Origin of the sequence: Streptomyces geranii, from assembly GCF_002954775.1 — a bacterium.
Taxonomy (GTDB): domain Bacteria; phylum Actinomycetota; class Actinomycetes; order Streptomycetales; family Streptomycetaceae; genus Streptomyces; species Streptomyces geranii.
On sequence record NZ_PJME01000022.1, the window covers coordinates 13469 to 28256 of the forward strand.

The 14788-nt window shown below is 68.4% G+C and carries 13 protein-coding genes and 1 tRNA gene; 4 read left to right on the forward strand and 10 right to left on the reverse strand.

The window, feature by feature from the left end; all coding sequences use genetic code 11:
• Positions 1–15 precede the first annotated feature (15 nt).
• Complete coding sequence (locus tag CW359_RS26415) at positions 16–1839, reverse strand: bifunctional metallophosphatase/5'-nucleotidase (RefSeq protein ID WP_105972635.1); 1824 nt, start codon at positions 1837–1839, stop codon at positions 16–18.
• A 150-nt stretch (positions 1840–1989) separates the two neighbouring features.
• On the opposite strand from CW359_RS26415, the gene CW359_RS26420 reads away from it, so the two are divergent.
• Together CW359_RS26420 and pyk are read left to right on the forward strand one after the other, a co-directional pair.
• Complete coding sequence (locus tag CW359_RS26420) at positions 1990–2706, forward strand: SIMPL domain-containing protein (RefSeq protein WP_105972636.1); 717 nt, start codon at positions 1990–1992, stop codon at positions 2704–2706.
• A 133-nt stretch (positions 2707–2839) separates the two neighbouring features.
• Positions 2840–4276, forward strand: a complete 1437-nt coding sequence (gene pyk, locus CW359_RS26425) for a pyruvate kinase (RefSeq protein WP_105972637.1) — start codon at positions 2840–2842, stop codon at positions 4274–4276.
• A 30-nt stretch (positions 4277–4306) separates the two neighbouring features.
• On the opposite strand, the gene CW359_RS26430 is transcribed toward pyk, so the two are convergent.
• Both CW359_RS26430 and CW359_RS26435 read right to left on the reverse strand, forming a co-directional pair.
• Entirely contained in the window at positions 4307–5083 is a 777-nt protein-coding gene (locus CW359_RS26430) for an RNA polymerase sigma factor sigma-70 region 4 domain-containing protein (RefSeq protein WP_105972638.1), read from the reverse strand.
• Positions 5084–5163: 80 nt separating this feature from the next.
• Positions 5164–5246 (reverse strand) — tRNA-Leu (locus CW359_RS26435).
• Between the two features lie 99 nt (positions 5247–5345).
• On the opposite strand from CW359_RS26435, the gene CW359_RS26440 reads away from it, so the two are divergent.
• Positions 5346–6002 (forward strand): ANTAR domain-containing response regulator, encoded by a 657-nt coding sequence (locus CW359_RS26440; RefSeq protein ID WP_105972639.1) that lies wholly within the window; start codon positions 5346–5348, stop codon positions 6000–6002.
• A gap of 87 nt (positions 6003–6089) precedes the next feature.
• On the opposite strand, the gene CW359_RS26445 is transcribed toward CW359_RS26440, so the two are convergent.
• The 6 genes from CW359_RS26445 to CW359_RS26470 all read right to left on the reverse strand — a co-directional run bounded on the left by CW359_RS26445 (position 6090) and on the right by CW359_RS26470 (position 12766).
• Positions 6090–6806 (reverse strand): ABC transporter ATP-binding protein, encoded by a 717-nt coding sequence (locus CW359_RS26445; protein ID WP_105972640.1) that lies wholly within the window; start codon positions 6804–6806, stop codon positions 6090–6092.
• A complete protein-coding gene (locus CW359_RS26450) occupies positions 6803–7684 on the reverse strand; it encodes an ABC transporter ATP-binding protein (RefSeq protein WP_105972641.1) in 882 nt (293 codons plus the stop codon). The genes CW359_RS26445 and CW359_RS26450 overlap by 4 nt, the downstream gene beginning before the upstream one ends.
• A 5-nt stretch (positions 7685–7689) precedes the next feature.
• A complete protein-coding gene (locus CW359_RS26455; protein ID WP_105972746.1) occupies positions 7690–9546 on the reverse strand; it encodes a branched-chain amino acid ABC transporter permease in 1857 nt (618 codons plus the stop codon).
• A 5-nt stretch (positions 9547–9551) separates the two neighbouring features.
• Positions 9552–10481: a branched-chain amino acid ABC transporter permease gene (locus CW359_RS26460; protein ID WP_105972642.1), complete on the reverse strand. Its 930-nt coding sequence runs from the start codon at positions 10479–10481 to the stop codon at positions 9552–9554.
• Between the two features lie 160 nt (positions 10482–10641).
• Positions 10642–11862: a branched-chain amino acid ABC transporter substrate-binding protein gene (locus CW359_RS26465; RefSeq protein WP_105972643.1), complete on the reverse strand. Its 1221-nt coding sequence runs from the start codon at positions 11860–11862 to the stop codon at positions 10642–10644.
• A 226-nt stretch (positions 11863–12088) separates the two neighbouring features.
• A complete protein-coding gene (locus CW359_RS26470) occupies positions 12089–12766 on the reverse strand; it encodes a hypothetical protein (protein WP_105972644.1) in 678 nt (225 codons plus the stop codon).
• Between the two features lie 302 nt (positions 12767–13068).
• Here CW359_RS26470 and CW359_RS26475 point away from each other — a divergent pair, with 302 nt between their 5' ends.
• Positions 13069–14295: a CaiB/BaiF CoA transferase family protein gene (locus CW359_RS26475; protein ID WP_198655395.1), complete on the forward strand. Its 1227-nt coding sequence runs from the start codon at positions 13069–13071 to the stop codon at positions 14293–14295.
• 174 nt (positions 14296–14469) lie between these two features.
• On the opposite strand, the gene CW359_RS26480 is transcribed toward CW359_RS26475, so the two are convergent.
• A complete protein-coding gene (locus tag CW359_RS26480; protein ID WP_105972645.1) occupies positions 14470–14739 on the reverse strand; it encodes a hypothetical protein in 270 nt (89 codons plus the stop codon).
• Positions 14740–14788 lie beyond the last annotated feature (49 nt).

The following is a 14788-nucleotide window of genomic DNA, read 5'->3' on the forward strand; positions in this document are numbered from 1 at the left end:
CTGGAACACCGGTGGCTAGAACACCGGCGTACCGTCCCGCGTCAACTTCCAGTCCACCGAGGCGAACTCCCTCGGATCCAGCACACCCTTCGCCGTCACCCACTCGGAGATCCGCGTCCGGATCTCCGTCGACTCCGACCACAACTCCTGCGCCGACGCCACATGCGGGAACGCCCCGCCGCCATTGGCCCGGTAGTTGTTCACCGCGAACACGAACTGCTGCGCGTCGTCCAGCGCCACCCCGCCGTAGGCCAGGTTCCTGATCCGCGAACCGACCGCCTGCGCGATGTCGATGTCGTACGTCAGCCCCGACACGTAGTCGTAGTTGTAGTCCGGCCGGCCCGCCGCGTTCGTCAGCTTCTCCACATCGACGACCGCACCCGCCGCCGTCTGCACGAAGTACTGCGCCGAGTACTCCAGGTACGCCCGCACCTGCGCGCCCGTCAGCAGCTTCGCGACCAGCGTGTTGTCGTACACGTACAGACTCGACAGGTCCCGGATCGTCACCTCACCGGCCGGGATCTCCGACGTCCGCGAGAACGGCGACGCCTGCGCGATCACCGGCAGCGACGCGTACGCCGTCCCCGCCAGCGCCGCCTTCACCACGTCCTCCTGGACCTTCGTGATCAGGTCGATGATCGGCGCGTCCTTGTACCGCGCCTCCACCGTCGTCAACGTGTCCGTCGCCGTCCCGACCACCTGGTTGACGTACGCCACGACCACGTCGTGCTCGTCCTTCAGCAGCTTCGTGATCTTCGGGTCGTCCGCGACCGACTTCGAGTCACGCACCGTCGCCGCCACCGACTCGACGGCCCACTTCCCCTTCGTGAACACCAACTCGATGTCGAACAGCGACAACCGCTCCGCGTAAGCCAGCGGCTCCGACAGGATCACCGTCTTGCCGGTCGCCGTGTTGGTGACCTTCAGCTCGGCGATCTCCGTGTGCGCGTGCCCGACCAGGATCGCGTCGATCCCGGGCACCTGCTGCGCCACCAGCGCCGCCGAGTTCTCGACGTACGGCAGCTGATCACCGTACGACGAAGTCCCCGAGGACCCCGAGTGTGCCGACACCACGACAACATCCGCGCCCATCGAACGCAGCTTCGGCACCCACTTCGCCGCCTGCTCCTCCAGACCCGGGAACGTCAGCTTCCCCTGGACGTACGCCTTGTCCCAGATCGCGATCCCGGGATTCGTCAGCCCCAGCACCGCCACCTTGACCGGCGGCGCCCCCTTCACCCGGAACGTCTTCATGAAGTACGGCGGGAACGCGGGCCGCAGCGTCTTCGCGTCCAGCGCGTTCGCGCCCAGCAGCGGGAACCGGCACTGCGACTCGAACTTGCGCAGCGTCTCGATGCCGTAGTTGAACTCGTGGTTGCCCAGCGCCACCGCGTCGTACCCGATCGCGTTCATCGCCTGCGCCATCGGGTGCACAGGACCGCCCTTGGCGGTGATCGGGTCGACCTTCGCGTAGTAGTACGTCAGCGGGGTGCCCTGGATCGTGTCGCCCGCGTCGAGCAGCAGCGTGTTGCGCCGCCCCTTCTCCTTGCGGACCTGCTCCACCAGCGTCGAGATCCGGGCCAGGCCCTGCGCGTTGCCCTTCGCGTCGGAGTACTCGGCGTCCTTGAAGTAGTCCCAGTTGAAGATGTGCCCGTGCAGATCGGTCGTGCCCATCACGGTCAGGGAGTACCGCTTCACCGGCTTCGCGGGCTTCCCGGGCCCGGCGGGCTTCCGCGCCTCCGCGGCCTGCGCCGCCGGAGCCACGACAGCGCTGGTCAGGGCGACCCCCGCCCCGGTCACAGCGGACTTCGTCAAGAACTTCCGGCGGTTCAACGGCATGTTTCGGGCTCCTCGGGGAATGGTCAACGACGCGCGTAGATTCTGACCCGCGCATGACCGGCGGCAACAGCCCCCGAAGGTTTCGATCTGATGACCGGCAGGGACGGCAACCGGCCCCGCGACCGCCCCGCGAGTGACAGAGTGGGACGTATGACCTCCAGCCCGGAGCACCAGACGGCCGTCCCCTACGGCACCCCCGACGCCCCCCGGATAGCCGTCCGCGGCGAAGCCCACCTGGAGGTCGACCCCGAGATCGCCCGCATCGGCATCACGGTCGGCGCCCGCGGCACCGACCGCCGCACAGCCCTGGAAGACCTCACCCGGCGCAACGCGACGGTCCTCGACCTGGTGAAGACCTACGGCGACGCGGTGGAACGCCTGGAGACGGGCTCCTTCTCCATCGCCCCCGAACTCGCCAGACACGGCCGCGGCGAACGCGTCCGCGCCTACCACGGCAACGTCCACATCACCGCCGAACTCACCGACTTCACCGCCCTCGGCGAACTCACCAGCCGCCTCGCCGACCTCGACCTCACCCGCGTCGACGGCCCCTGGTGGGCCCTGCGCCCCGACTCCCCGGCCCACCGCGACGCCCGCCGACAGGCCGTGCGGGAGGCGGTGCAACGGGCCCGCGAGTACGCCGAGGCCCTGGGTACCTCGCTCGCGGCCCTGGTGGAACTGGCCGACGTCGGCGCGGAGGCCCCGCAGCCCATGGGGTACGAGGTCCAGTCGCGCTCCCTGCGCCGCGCGGCCTTCGCCGGTGCCGAGGCCGCGGACCAGGCGGCCCCCCTCGATCTGGAACCGCAGCGGCAGCAGGTGTACGCACAGGTGAACGCCCGTTTCACCATGGTGCCGCCGCAGCTGTGAAGAGGGTACTGAAATGCTCATCGGAGCGGCCCGGTGCACAATTCAACAGTTGTCAATAACCCTTCACGCAAAGGTTGTTGAGTAGTCATGCGGGGCCAATTCGCTACCCACCGGTAAGGCCTACGCTCGAAACATGCGCCGAGCAAAAATCGTCTGTACTTTGGGCCCCGCCACCGACTCGTACGACCAGATCAAGGCACTGGTCGACGCCGGAATGGACGTAGCCCGCTTCAACCTCAGTCACGGCACCCACGCCGACCACGAGGTGCGTTACCAGCACGTCCGCAAGGCCGCCGACGAGACCGGCCGCAGCATCGGCCTCCTCGCCGACCTTCAAGGCCCGAAGATCCGACTCGGCCGCTTCGCCGAAGGCCCCGTACTCCTTGAACGCGGTGACACCTTCACCATCACGGTCGAGGAGGGCGTCGAGGGCAACCAGCAGACCTGCGGAACCACGTACGCCGGCCTCGCCGCCGACGTCACCCCCGGCGAACGCGTCCTGGTCGACGACGGCAAGGTCTGCCTCGAAGTCACCGCCGTCGACGGGCCCCGCGTCCACACCGTGGTCGTCGAGGGCGGAGTGATCTCCGACCACAAGGGCCTCAACCTCCCCGGCGTCGCGGTCTCGGTCCCCGCCCTCTCCGACAAGGATGAGGCGGACCTCCGCTGGGCGCTGCGCACGGGCTTCGACGTCATCGCCCTGTCCTTCGTCCGCAGCGGACGCGACATCGACGACGTACACCGCATCATGGACGAGGAACACCGCCGCCTCCCGGTGATCGCCAAGGTCGAGAAGCCGCAGGCGGTGGAGGCGATCGACGACATCGTCGCCGCCTTCGACGGCATCATGGTCGCGCGCGGCGACCTGGGCGTCGAGATGCCTCTCGAACAGGTCCCGATCGTCCAGAAGCGAGCGATCAAGCTGGCGAAGCGCAACGCCAAGCCGGTGATCGTGGCGACGCAGATGCTGGACTCGATGATCGAGAACTCCCGCCCGACGCGCGCGGAGGCGTCGGACGTGGCCAACGCGGTGATCGACGGCACGGACGCGGTGATGCTGTCCGGCGAGACGAGTGTGGGCAAGTACGCGATCGAGACGGTCCGCACGATGGCGAAGATCGTCGAGGCGGCCGAGGAGGACATCCTGGCCAAGGGCCTGCCCCCTCTGACGGAACGCAACAAGCCCCGCACCCAGGGCGGCGCGGTGGCCCGCGCGGCGGCGGAGATGGGCGACTTCCTGGGCGCGAAGTTCCTGGTGGCGTTCACCCAGTCCGGCGACACGGTGAAGCGCCTGTCGCGCTACAGGTCCCCGATCCCCCTCCTGGCCTTCACCCCCGACCCGGCGACGCGCTCGCAGCTGACGCTGACGTGGGGCGTGGAGACGTTCCTGGGCCCGCACGTCGACTCGACGGACGCGATGGTGGACCAGGTGGACGAGCTGTTGCTGAAGTACGGCCGCTGCCAGCAGGGCGACGTGGTGGTCATCACGGCCGGCTCCCCGCCCGGCGTCTCGGGCTCGACGAACCTGGTCCGGGTCCACCACATCGGCGAGGACGACAGCCCCAAGTAGGGGTTGAGGGAAGGGCCCCTTGTCGGTTGTTCAGTGCTTGGGGCCCACGTGGGCGTCCATGAGGGCGACGGAGGCTTTGCGGGCGACGGAGATGTTCTTGGCGTTCGGCTGTTTCCAGTCGACGCCGACTTTGTCGAGGGTGTCGGTATAGAGCCGCTTGATGTCGGGGGAGAGGTTCGTGAAGAAGTAGCGCGGGTATTCGTAGCGCTTACGTTCACCTGCGATGAGCTTCTCGGTCCAGTTGGTGATTCGGCAGCCGTCGGAGTGGACAAGGCCGCGGAGGAACTCCCATGGGTGCGAGTCGACGATGGCTTGCTGCCAGTTGTCGAGAACGATCCGGCGCTCGTGCTTCTTGCCTGGGCCATGCTGCGGAAACAGGCAGCGAAGGTGGTTGGAGCAGAGTTTCACGTCGTGGCAGCCGATCTTGCGGGCGCGGCAGACCGAGTTGCTGGGGAAGACCGCACGCATGGCCTGCTCACACTCGTCCATGAGGCCAGGCCAGGAGTCGTCGCAGGTGATCACGAGACTGGGGCTCCGGCTACCGGACCACTGGGCGATGTACCCATCGCCCAGATAGAGGCCCAGCAAGTAGGCGTACGCAACCTGGTCTAGGGGCCGGTCATGGCATCGAGGGCATTTCGGCGCTGCTCGCCCGGGGCACTCCCCGTGCTTTGCGCGATCCATGTGGAGCCACTTGCCGACAGTGCCCGCAGGAACATTGAGTTGCCGCGCGACATCTGCGTTGCGCATGCCGCCGCGCACGAGTGTGACGGCCTTCTGTCGTACGTCAGTGCCGTGAAAGTTCATGCGAATACTCTGGGTCACTGATCGCGACGACGCGCAATAAAAAGCGGAGGTTCACGAGAACGTGAACCTCCGCTTCCAAGTGCCCGGTGTGGGATTCGAACCCACATGCCCTAAGGCACGGTGGTTTGAGCACCGCGAGTATCGCCAATTCCTCCAACCGGGCTGGTTGGCGAGCTACGAAGGAGTGTACCGGGTCACCGTAGGAAGGTGCAGCTAGGTACGCTGCTGTCAGCAGTACCCCTGCCCTGATCAAGGAGCCCCCGTGACCGCCCCCGAGTCGCCCCAGCCCGCAGACGCGCCCGACGACGACAAGTCGCACGTGCCTCCGCTGACGACCCGTGTCGTCATTGCCGAGGACGAGGCGCTCATCCGGCTCGATCTCAAGGAGATGCTCGAAGAAGAGGGCTACACCGTCGTCGGTGAGGCCGGTGACGGTGAGGAGGCCGTGGAGCTGGCGCGCAAGCACCGGCCCGATCTCGTCATCCTCGATGTGAAGATGCCCAAGCTCGACGGCATCTCGGCGGCCGAGAAGATCGCCGAGGAGTCCATCGCCCCGGTCCTGATGCTGACCGCCTTCTCACAGCGCGACCTCGTCGAACGCGCCCGCGACGCCGGCGCCATGGCGTACCTCGTGAAGCCGTTCAGCAAGAGCGACGTCGTACCCGCGATCGAGATGGCCGTCTCGCGGTTCAGCGAGCTGCGCCAGCTGGAGAGCGAGATCGCGGACCTCACGCAGCGGCTGGAGACCCGCAAGCTGGTCGACCGTGCCAAGTCGGTTCTCCAGACGGAGTACGGCCTGACCGAGCCCGCCGCCTTCCGGTGGATCCAGAAGACCTCGATGGACCGGCGGATGTCCATGCAGCAGGTCGCCGAGGCCGTCATCGCCGACGCCGAGGAGAAGAAGGCCGCCAAGGGCTGACACAGCCCAAGAGGACGGGAGTACGACGAGGCCCGCATCCCCGATTGGGGGTGCGGGCCTCGTCGTACACACAGGGTGTCGGCGTCCTCAGTCCTCGCCGAGGTACGCCTTGCGGACCGACTCGTCGTGGATCAGGTCCTGGCCCGTGCCCGAGAGGACGATGTTGCCGACCTCCATGACATGGCCCTGGTCGGCCAGCGACAGTGCCGCCTGGGCGTTCTGTTCGACCAGGAGGATTGTCGTACCTGTCGATTTCAGCTCGGAGATCGTTGCCATGATCTTCTGCATCATGATCGGGGAGAGGCCCATCGAGGGCTCGTCGAGCATGAGGAGCTTCGGCTGGGACATCAGGGCGCGGCCCATCGCGAGCATCTGCTGCTCGCCGCCCGAGAGGGTGCCGGCGGCCTGGTTGCGGCGTTCGCCCAGGATCGGGAAGAGTTCGTAGGCGCGCTGGATGTCCTTCTCGATCCCCTCCTTGTCCTTCCGCAGAAACGCTCCGAGCTGCAGGTTCTCGAAGATGCTCAGGCGCGGGAAGATGTGCCGGCCCTCGGGGGAGTGGGCGAGGCCGAGGGAGACGATCTTGTGGGCGGGGACGCCGTTGAGGGGCTTGCCGTCGAACAGGATCTTGCCGGCGGTGGGCTGGAGCAGGCCCGACAGGGTGCGCAGCGTCGTGGTCTTGCCGGCGCCGTTGGTGCCGATGAGGGTGACGACCTGGCCTGCCTCGACGCTGAAGGAGATGCCCTTGACGGCTTCGATCTTGCCGTAGGAGACCCTGAGGTCCTCGACTTCGAGGAGTGCGGTCACTGGCCTTCTCCCTTCGTGCTGGTGGTGCTGGTTGTGCCTGTCGCGTCGGCCGCGGCTTCGGCGGCCTCGACCTCTGCGGCTTCCGCTTCGCCGGGGGCTCCTTCGAAGGGCTCGCCGAGGTAGGCGGCGATGACGCGTTCGTCGGCCTGGACGACCTCGGAGGTGCCCTCGACGAGCTTCTCGCCCTGGACGAGGACGGCGACGCGGTCGGAGAGGTTGAAGACGAAGCGCATGTCGTGCTCGATGAGGAGGACGGCGACGCCCTTGTCGCGGATGGCGAACACCAGTTCCTCGGTGGCCCGAGTCTCCTGGGGGTTCATGCCGGCGGTCGGTTCGTCGAGGAGGATCAGGCCCGGCTCGGAGGCCAGGGCGCGCGCGATCTCCAGCTTGCGCTGCTCGCCGTAGGGGAGGTTGCGCGAGAGGTGGTCGCGCTTGTGGGCGAGGCCGATGAACTCCAGGAGTTCCATGGCCCGTTCCTCGCTGGCCTTCTCCGCCTTCTTGAAGCCGGGGCCGCGCAGCAGGGCGGACCAGAGGCCTTCCTTGGTGCGGGTGTGGCGGCCGACGAGGACGTTCTCCAGGACGGTCATGTTGGCGAAGAGCCGGATGTTCTGGAACGTACGGGCGATGCCGGCCTGGGTGACCAGGTGGGGCTTCGGGGGCAGGACGGTTCCCTTGTAGGAGACCGTGCCCTCGGTGGGGACGTACAGGCCGGTGAGGCAGTTGAAGAAGGTCGTCTTGCCGGCGCCGTTGGGGCCGATCAGTCCGACGATCTCACCGGCGTTGACCGTGAAGTCGACGGAGCGGACGGCGGTGAGGCCGCCGAAGCGCATGGTGACGTTGCGCGCTTCGAGTACGGGGGTGGGTGTGCTTGTGGTCATGGTGGTTACGCCCCCGCCTTGGTGACGGCCGGATCGTCGGCGAGTGTTTCTGTGTCGGGTACGTCGAGCTGGCCGGTCTCGTGGAATTCGAGCTGGTTGCGGCGGTTGGCGATGATGCCCTCGGGGCGGAAGCGCATGAGGACGATCAGGGCGATGCCGAACGCGAGCAGCGACTTGTCCTGGAGGAAGACCAGCTTCTCCGGCAGGAGGTAGAGCAGCGCCGCGCCGAGGAGCGGGCCCGCGACCGTGCCCATGCCGCCGAGGACCACCGCGGCCAGCAGGAACGCCGAGTTGGGGGGCGTGGAGCCGGCGAACTGGTACGGGGTGGGTACGACGCTGTAGGTGACGTGGGCGCTGACGGTGCCGGCGAGGCCGGCGAGGGCGGCGCCGAGGGCGAAGGCGATGAGCTTGACGCGGAAGCCGTTGATGCCCATGGCGGTGGCGGCGGTCTCGTCCTCGCGGATGGCGATCCAGGAGCGGCCGATCCGGGAGTCGGCGGCGCGGGTGTAGACGAGGACCACGATCGCCATGATCAGGACCATGAGGAGGTAGTAGTTCGCGAACCGGCCCAGGGTGAACCCGGCGACGTCGTGGGAGTCGCCGAAGTTGAACCCGAAGAAGTCGAGGTCCGGGATGGAGGGGATGCCGTTGGGGCCGTTGGTGATGTCGGGGCCCGAGACGCCGTCCATGTTGTTGACCGCGATACGGAAGATCTCTCCGAAGCCGAGGGTGACGATGGCGAGGTAGTCGCCGCGCAGCCGCAGGGTCGGGGCGCCGATGAGGACGCCGAAGATGAGCGAGGCGGCGGCGCCGGAGAGGGCGGCGGCCCAGAAGGGGAACTGGACGCCGGAGAACTTGGAGAACTCGGAGCCGGAGACGAGGGCTGCGGTGTAGGCGCCGACGCCGAGGAAGGCGACGTATCCGAGGTCGAGGAGGCCGGCGAGGCCGACGACGATGTTGAGGCCCAGGGCGACGGTCCCGAAGATCAGGATGTTGACGCCGATGTTGGCGTAGTGGTCGTCGGTCTGGGTGAAGGGGAAGAGGATGGCGGCGGCGAAGCCCATGGCGAGCGTGAAGCCGCGGTGGTGGGCGACGAGCCGGGAGAAGCGGTCGATCAGGCCCGCGGAGTGCACGGCCCACATGGCGAAGACGACGAGGATGAGGTAGCCGATGAACAGCTCGCCGTACTCGGTGTCGATGCCGTAGGTGAAGACGCCCAGGCCGATCATCGTGACGACGGTGATGACCACGCGCTCGGCCCAGGGGGCGAGGGGTCCCGGTGCGGGGACGCGGTCGGGCTTGCCGATGTAGGCGGCGAAGCCCTTGAGGGTCGCGATGACGACACGGCTCTGGGAGGCGATGCCGCCCTTGCGCAGGCCCGCGTCGTAGGCGGCCTTGGCGTTGCGGGTCTCGCCGGCCGTGGTGGGCAGCGCGAAGGCGCCGATGACCGTGAGGAGGGAGGCGACGGCGGCGACGTAGGCGCCCGGTTCGAGGTTGACGAGGCCGTCGAGGTTGACGGCGATCGCGACGACGGTGAACCAGGTGGTGCCGAAGGTGCCCAGGGCGGTGAGGACGATGGGGCCGTTGTTGCCGCCGGGGACGAGCCAGCCGAGGCCGCGGATGCCGTAGGCGGCCAGGGCGAAGAGGGTGATCAGGAGGCCACCGGTGAAGGTGAGCCACTGGAGGCCGCCCGGGTAGCCGGTGATGGTGAGGTCGCCGGGGAACTCGGAGGTCCAGGTCCAGGCGAGGAAGGCGGAGACCGCGGTGGCGATGCCGCCGACGAGGGTGAGGGCGCGGGCCGCGGCGGCCGGCAGGGGGATGAGGCCCGGCTCGGCGGCGGTCGTCTTGGTGAGGTCGGTCATCGTGATCACGCCCTGTCCGCGACGCGTTCGCCGAGCAGACCTTGTGGCCTGACGAGCAGGACGATGATGAGGAGACAGAAGGCCCAGACGTTGGCCCAGCCCTGGCCGCCGAGCTGCTGCATGCCGGGGATGCCGTCGATGTAGGCGGAGGCGAGGGTCTCGGCGACGCCGAGGACGATGCCGCCGAGCATGGCGCCGTAGATGTTGCCGATGCCGCCGAGGACGGCCGCGGTGAAGGCCTTGAGGCCCATCAGGAAGCCCATGCGGTAGTCGACGTTGCCGTACTTCAGGCCGTACGCGACCGCTGCGACGGCGGCGAAGAAGCCGCCGATGGCGAAGGCGATGACGATGATGCGGTTGGTGTCGATGCCCATCAGCTGCGCGGTGTCGGGGTCCTGCGCGGTGGCCTGCATCGCGCGGCCGGTGCGGCTGCGGCGGACGAAGAGCGCGAGGCCGGACATGCAGACGATGGCCGCCACGACGAGGAAGATGTCGGCGTCCTTGATGGTGACGGAGCCGATGTCGTGGGTGGCGTCGAGGCCGGGGAAGGCGCGGGCCCGGTCGGCGTCGGGGTAGAAGTTGCGGACGACCTCCTGGAGGGCCAGGGAGAGGCCGATGGCCGTGATGAGCGGTGCCAGTCGTGGTGCTCCGCGTAGTGGCCGATAGGCGAATCGTTCCGCTCCGACGGCGATGAGGATCGCGACGAGGGCGCCGCCGATCAGCATCAGGGGCACCGCGACGATCATCGCGGTGTTGTCGGGGAGGACGTAGAAGTAGACCGTGAGGGCGCCGAAGGCCCCGGTCATGAAGATCTCGCCGTGCGCGAAGTTGATGAGCTGGACGATGCCGTACACCATCGTGTAGCCGATGGCGATCAGCCCGTACATCGAGCCGAGGAGCAGCCCGTTGGCCAGCTGCTGCGGCAGGGTGTTCACCGCGTGGCCTCCATGTCGCTGGTGGTCGTGTGCACTGGATGCGTGCCGGGGGTGGGGGTGGGGATGTGGCAACGGGCCGCGCGGTCGGGGTCCTCCTGCCGCGCGGCCCGTGGTGCGTGTGTGCTTGGGCTTGGATCAGCCGGTTAGGCGCTCAGCCGGTTCAGCTGCCGGCCGTACCGGTGTGGACAGACTTCCAGGCGCCCTTCACGACCTGGTAGACGGTGAGCTGCTTGTTGCCCGTGTCGCCGTACTCGTCGAAGGAGACCTTGCCGGTGATGCCCTCGAAGTCGGACTTCTGGACGGCGTCGACGACCTTGGCGCGCAGGTCGTTGGTGTCGGGCAGCTTGTCGTCGTTGGCGGCCTTCACGGCGCCGACGGCCTTGATGATGGCGGTGGCGGCGTCGTAGGAGTAACCGCCGTAGGCGCCGTAGTCACCCTTGTAGCCCTTGGCCTTGTACTCGGCGACGAAGGCCTTGGCGCCGGCCAGGGTGTCGACGGGGACACCGACGGAGGTGACGAGGTCGCCCTCGGCGGCGGCACCCGCGGTCTCGATGTAGGTGGTGGCGTACATGCCGTCACCGCCGAAGAGCGGGATCTTGACGCCGGCGTCCTTGAGCTGCTTGGTGATCAGCGCGGACTCGTCGTACTGGCCGCCGTAGTAGAGCAGGTCGGCGCCGGAGGTCTTGATCTTGGTGACAAGGGACGCGAAGTCCTTGTCGCCGGTGTTCACGTGGTCGGTGCCGGCGATGGCGCCGCCCAGACCCTTGAACTGCTCGTTGAAGATGGAGGCGAGGCCGGCGCCGTAGGTCTGCTTGTCGTCTACGACGAAGGCCTTCTTCTTCTTGAGGTCGTTGTACGCGTACTCGGCGGCGAAGGTGCCCTGCAGCTCGTCCGTGGTGGCCGTACGGAAGTACGTCTTGTACGGGCGCTGCTTGTTGGTCTGCCAGTCCTTGCCCAGGGTCAGGGTGGGGTTGGTGTTGGACGGGGAGATCTCGACCATGTTGGCCGACTCGAACACCTGCTGCATCGTCTGGGCGACGCCGGAGTTCAGGGGGCCGACGACGCCGACGACGTTCTTGTCGCCGACGAGGGCCGTGGCGTTGGACTGGCCGGTGGCGGGCTGGGCCTTGTCGTCGAGGGCCTTGACCTTGAACTTCACCCCGGGGACCAGGTTGTTCTTGTTGGCGTCGTCGACGGCGATCTGTACGCCGTACTGGATGCCGAGGCCGGTGGTCGAGTTCTCACCGGACAGGGGCGCGTCGACGCCGATGGTCAGGGTGGTGTCCCCACTGTCGCCGCCGCCGTCGCCGCTGTCGTCACGGGAGCCGCACGCGGTGAGGGTCAGAGCTCCGGTGGTGAGAATGGAGGTAAGGATCACCAAAGAACGCTGTCGCACAATCAGTCCTTTCCGCAGGCGTGTCGTCCCTGGGGGATGCGACGGATGCGGCGCTGGTACCGAACTCCCGGTGGAGCGGTGACTGGCCGTGACTCTAAGCCCGGTCTACGCGCGGGGGCATCCGCGTGGGCTGGCTTGTGACTTTCTTGTTATGACGTGCTGGTTGGTATGGCTTGGGGGAGTGCGGTTTCGGACTGTTTGGCCAAAACTGTCAACGGTCCACATTTTGAGAATGTGCACTTCCAGTTGCCCTTGGGCTTGGCCGCGCGGGCATCGGGTCGCAGGCGGCTCCGATGAGCTGGAAAAGGTCCTCCGGGTAGGCCCCGCCGAAGATGAAGCTGTGATGCTGTATTGCGCGCGTGTTACGCAGCGTTACGTCAAGAAATGGTAGGTCTGCGTCGAGGGGGAGGGCCGCGCAGTCGACCACGGACACCTGGACGGTGATCCGGCGGGTGGTCCCGGCGTTGACGGTGACTGTCTCGGTGGGTGAGATGCGGGCGGTGAGTCCGTCGAAGGCGGCGCCGTTGACGCGCAGGGTGACGGGCGGTCCGCTGTGTACGGTCACCGCGAACCGGAACAGGCCACTGGCGGGGGTGGAGGCGAAGGTGGCGGCGAGCCCGGTGTACCGGAACGTGGTGACGCTCGCGGGCCAGGGCATGGGGGTGAGGGTGTTGTGCGCGGGCGCCGGAGCGTCCGGCTCGGCGGGCAGCAGCGCGACGATCCCGGCGGCCGAGAGGCCGAGCACGACGGCTCCGAGCACGGCCCGGCGGACCCGCCGGGGCAGGGCTCGCCACTGTTCGGCGAGGCGCGGTGTGTCGGCACCGATGACTTCGTAAGTCTCTTGCCCGTCCGGTGAGTTGACGGGTTCGACGGGGCCGATGCCGGTCATGGTCGCAGCCTCATGGGGGAACGGTAGTGCCTCCGGCGGCGGGGCGGGGGCGGTGCAGGGTAGGTGCCCTTTTCCTCGCCCCTGCCGCCCCTACCCGTCCCATCCCTGGGGGTGAGTGGGTAAGGCTGGGGTGGGTGGGGGGTTGATCGGCCTTGACGGCCTCGTCCTCAAACGCCGGACGGGCTGACTACTTAGCCCGTCCGGCGTTTGAGGACGAGCGCGTTCAGCGCGATAAGCGGGGGTCTGGGGGCGCAGCCCCCAGGGATGGGAACGGGTAGGGGCGGCGGGGGCGAGGAAACGGCATGATCGCTCGCATGGAATCCCTGGCCCACCCCCACCCCCACCCCCTCCCCCTCCACGGCCTCACCGTCCTCACCCTCGAACAAGCCGTCGCCGCCCCCTTCGCCACCCGGCAGCTCGCCGATCTCGGTGCCCGTGTCGTCAAGATCGAGCGGGTCGACGGGGGCGACTTCGCTCGCGCGTACGACACCGCCGCCCACGGGCTCGCCTCGCACTTCGTGTGGTGCAACCGGGGGAAGGAGTCCCTCGCCCTCGACGTCAAGGACCCTCGGGGGCTTGACGTCGTGCGGCGACTCGTCGCCGGCGTCGACGTGTTCGTGCAGAACCTCGCCCACGGCGCCGCCGCCCGACTGGGTCTCGACGCCGCCACCCTCTGCGCCGCCCACCCCCGCCTCGTCGCCGTGGACATCTCGGGGTACGGGCCGACCGGACCGTACGCGGGCAAGCGGGCGTACGACATGCTCGTGCAGTGCGAGGCGGGGCTCGTGTCGGTGACCGGGACGCCCGAGCAGCCGGTGAAGGCGGGGATCCCGGCGGCGGACATCGCGGCCGGGATGTACGCGTTCTCGGGGGTGCTCGCGGCCCTGGTGCGCAGGGGGGTCACCGGGCGGGGCGGGCCCGTCGAGGTGTCGATGCTCGACGCGCTCGCCGAGTGGATGGGGCATCCGCTTCACCACGCGATGCACGACGGCACACCCCCGGCGCGCACCGGCCTCGCGCACGCCGTCATCGCCCCGTACGACGCCTACGGCACGAGGGACGGCGGGCGGGTGCTGCTGTCCGTGCAGAACGACCGTGAGTGGCGGCGACTGGCCGAACAGGTGCTGGGGCGCCCGGAGTTGGCAACCGATCCGGCGTTCGCGACGAACTCGGCGCGGGTCGGTAACCGGGAGTCGACCGACGCCCATGTCGGCCGCGCCCTGGGCGCGCTCGACGTCGACGACGCCGTCGCGCGGCTGGAGGGGGCCGGGATCGCCTGCGCGCGGCTGAGGGACGTACAGGACGTGGTGGAGCATCCGCAGTTCGCGGCTCGGGACCGGTGGCGGGAAGTGGGGTCGCCGGTGGGGCCGTTGCGCGCACTGCTACCCCCGATCACGCTGCCGGGCGGGGACGAGGCGCGGATGGGAGCTGTGCCCGCGCTCGGGGAGCACACCGATGCGGTACTGCGTGCCGTGGGGATGACGGACGAGGAGATCGCAGCACTGCGCCGGGACGGTGTGGCCGCCTGAGCGCGGGTCAGGAAGGAACTACCGGACTACGGACGGACAGTGGACTGTGGACGGCGTGCCCGACGTGGACGGCGAGCGGTCGACCGAACTGCGACGGTGACCGACGTGGCTGGTGCCGGAGACGGTGAACGGCTGGGGACGCCGGTCCGGTCCGGTGCCTGCGGTCCGTGCCGGTCAGCGTCCGCCGAACAAGGTGCGGCTCAGCCGGCGCAGCGGGGCGAAGAGCGAGAGACGGCTCACGCGTGTGCCGAGGTCGCTGCGCTGCTTCACGGTGTCCCGTGAGGTGAGTTCGCGCATCAGCGAGGTCGCCTCCGCCGTCTCGCGCTGCGGGACCGCGGGCCCCGACAACACCGAGAGATGGCGGTCGAGACGCGCCTTCGTGGCGGTACTCCCGCACGTGATCGCAGGGACGCGCGCCCTGCTGTGCATCGTTATCTGTTCCATGTCACTCCCCACCCGTACGAGTCCACCCGGCCCGGGCAGGTTAACCCTA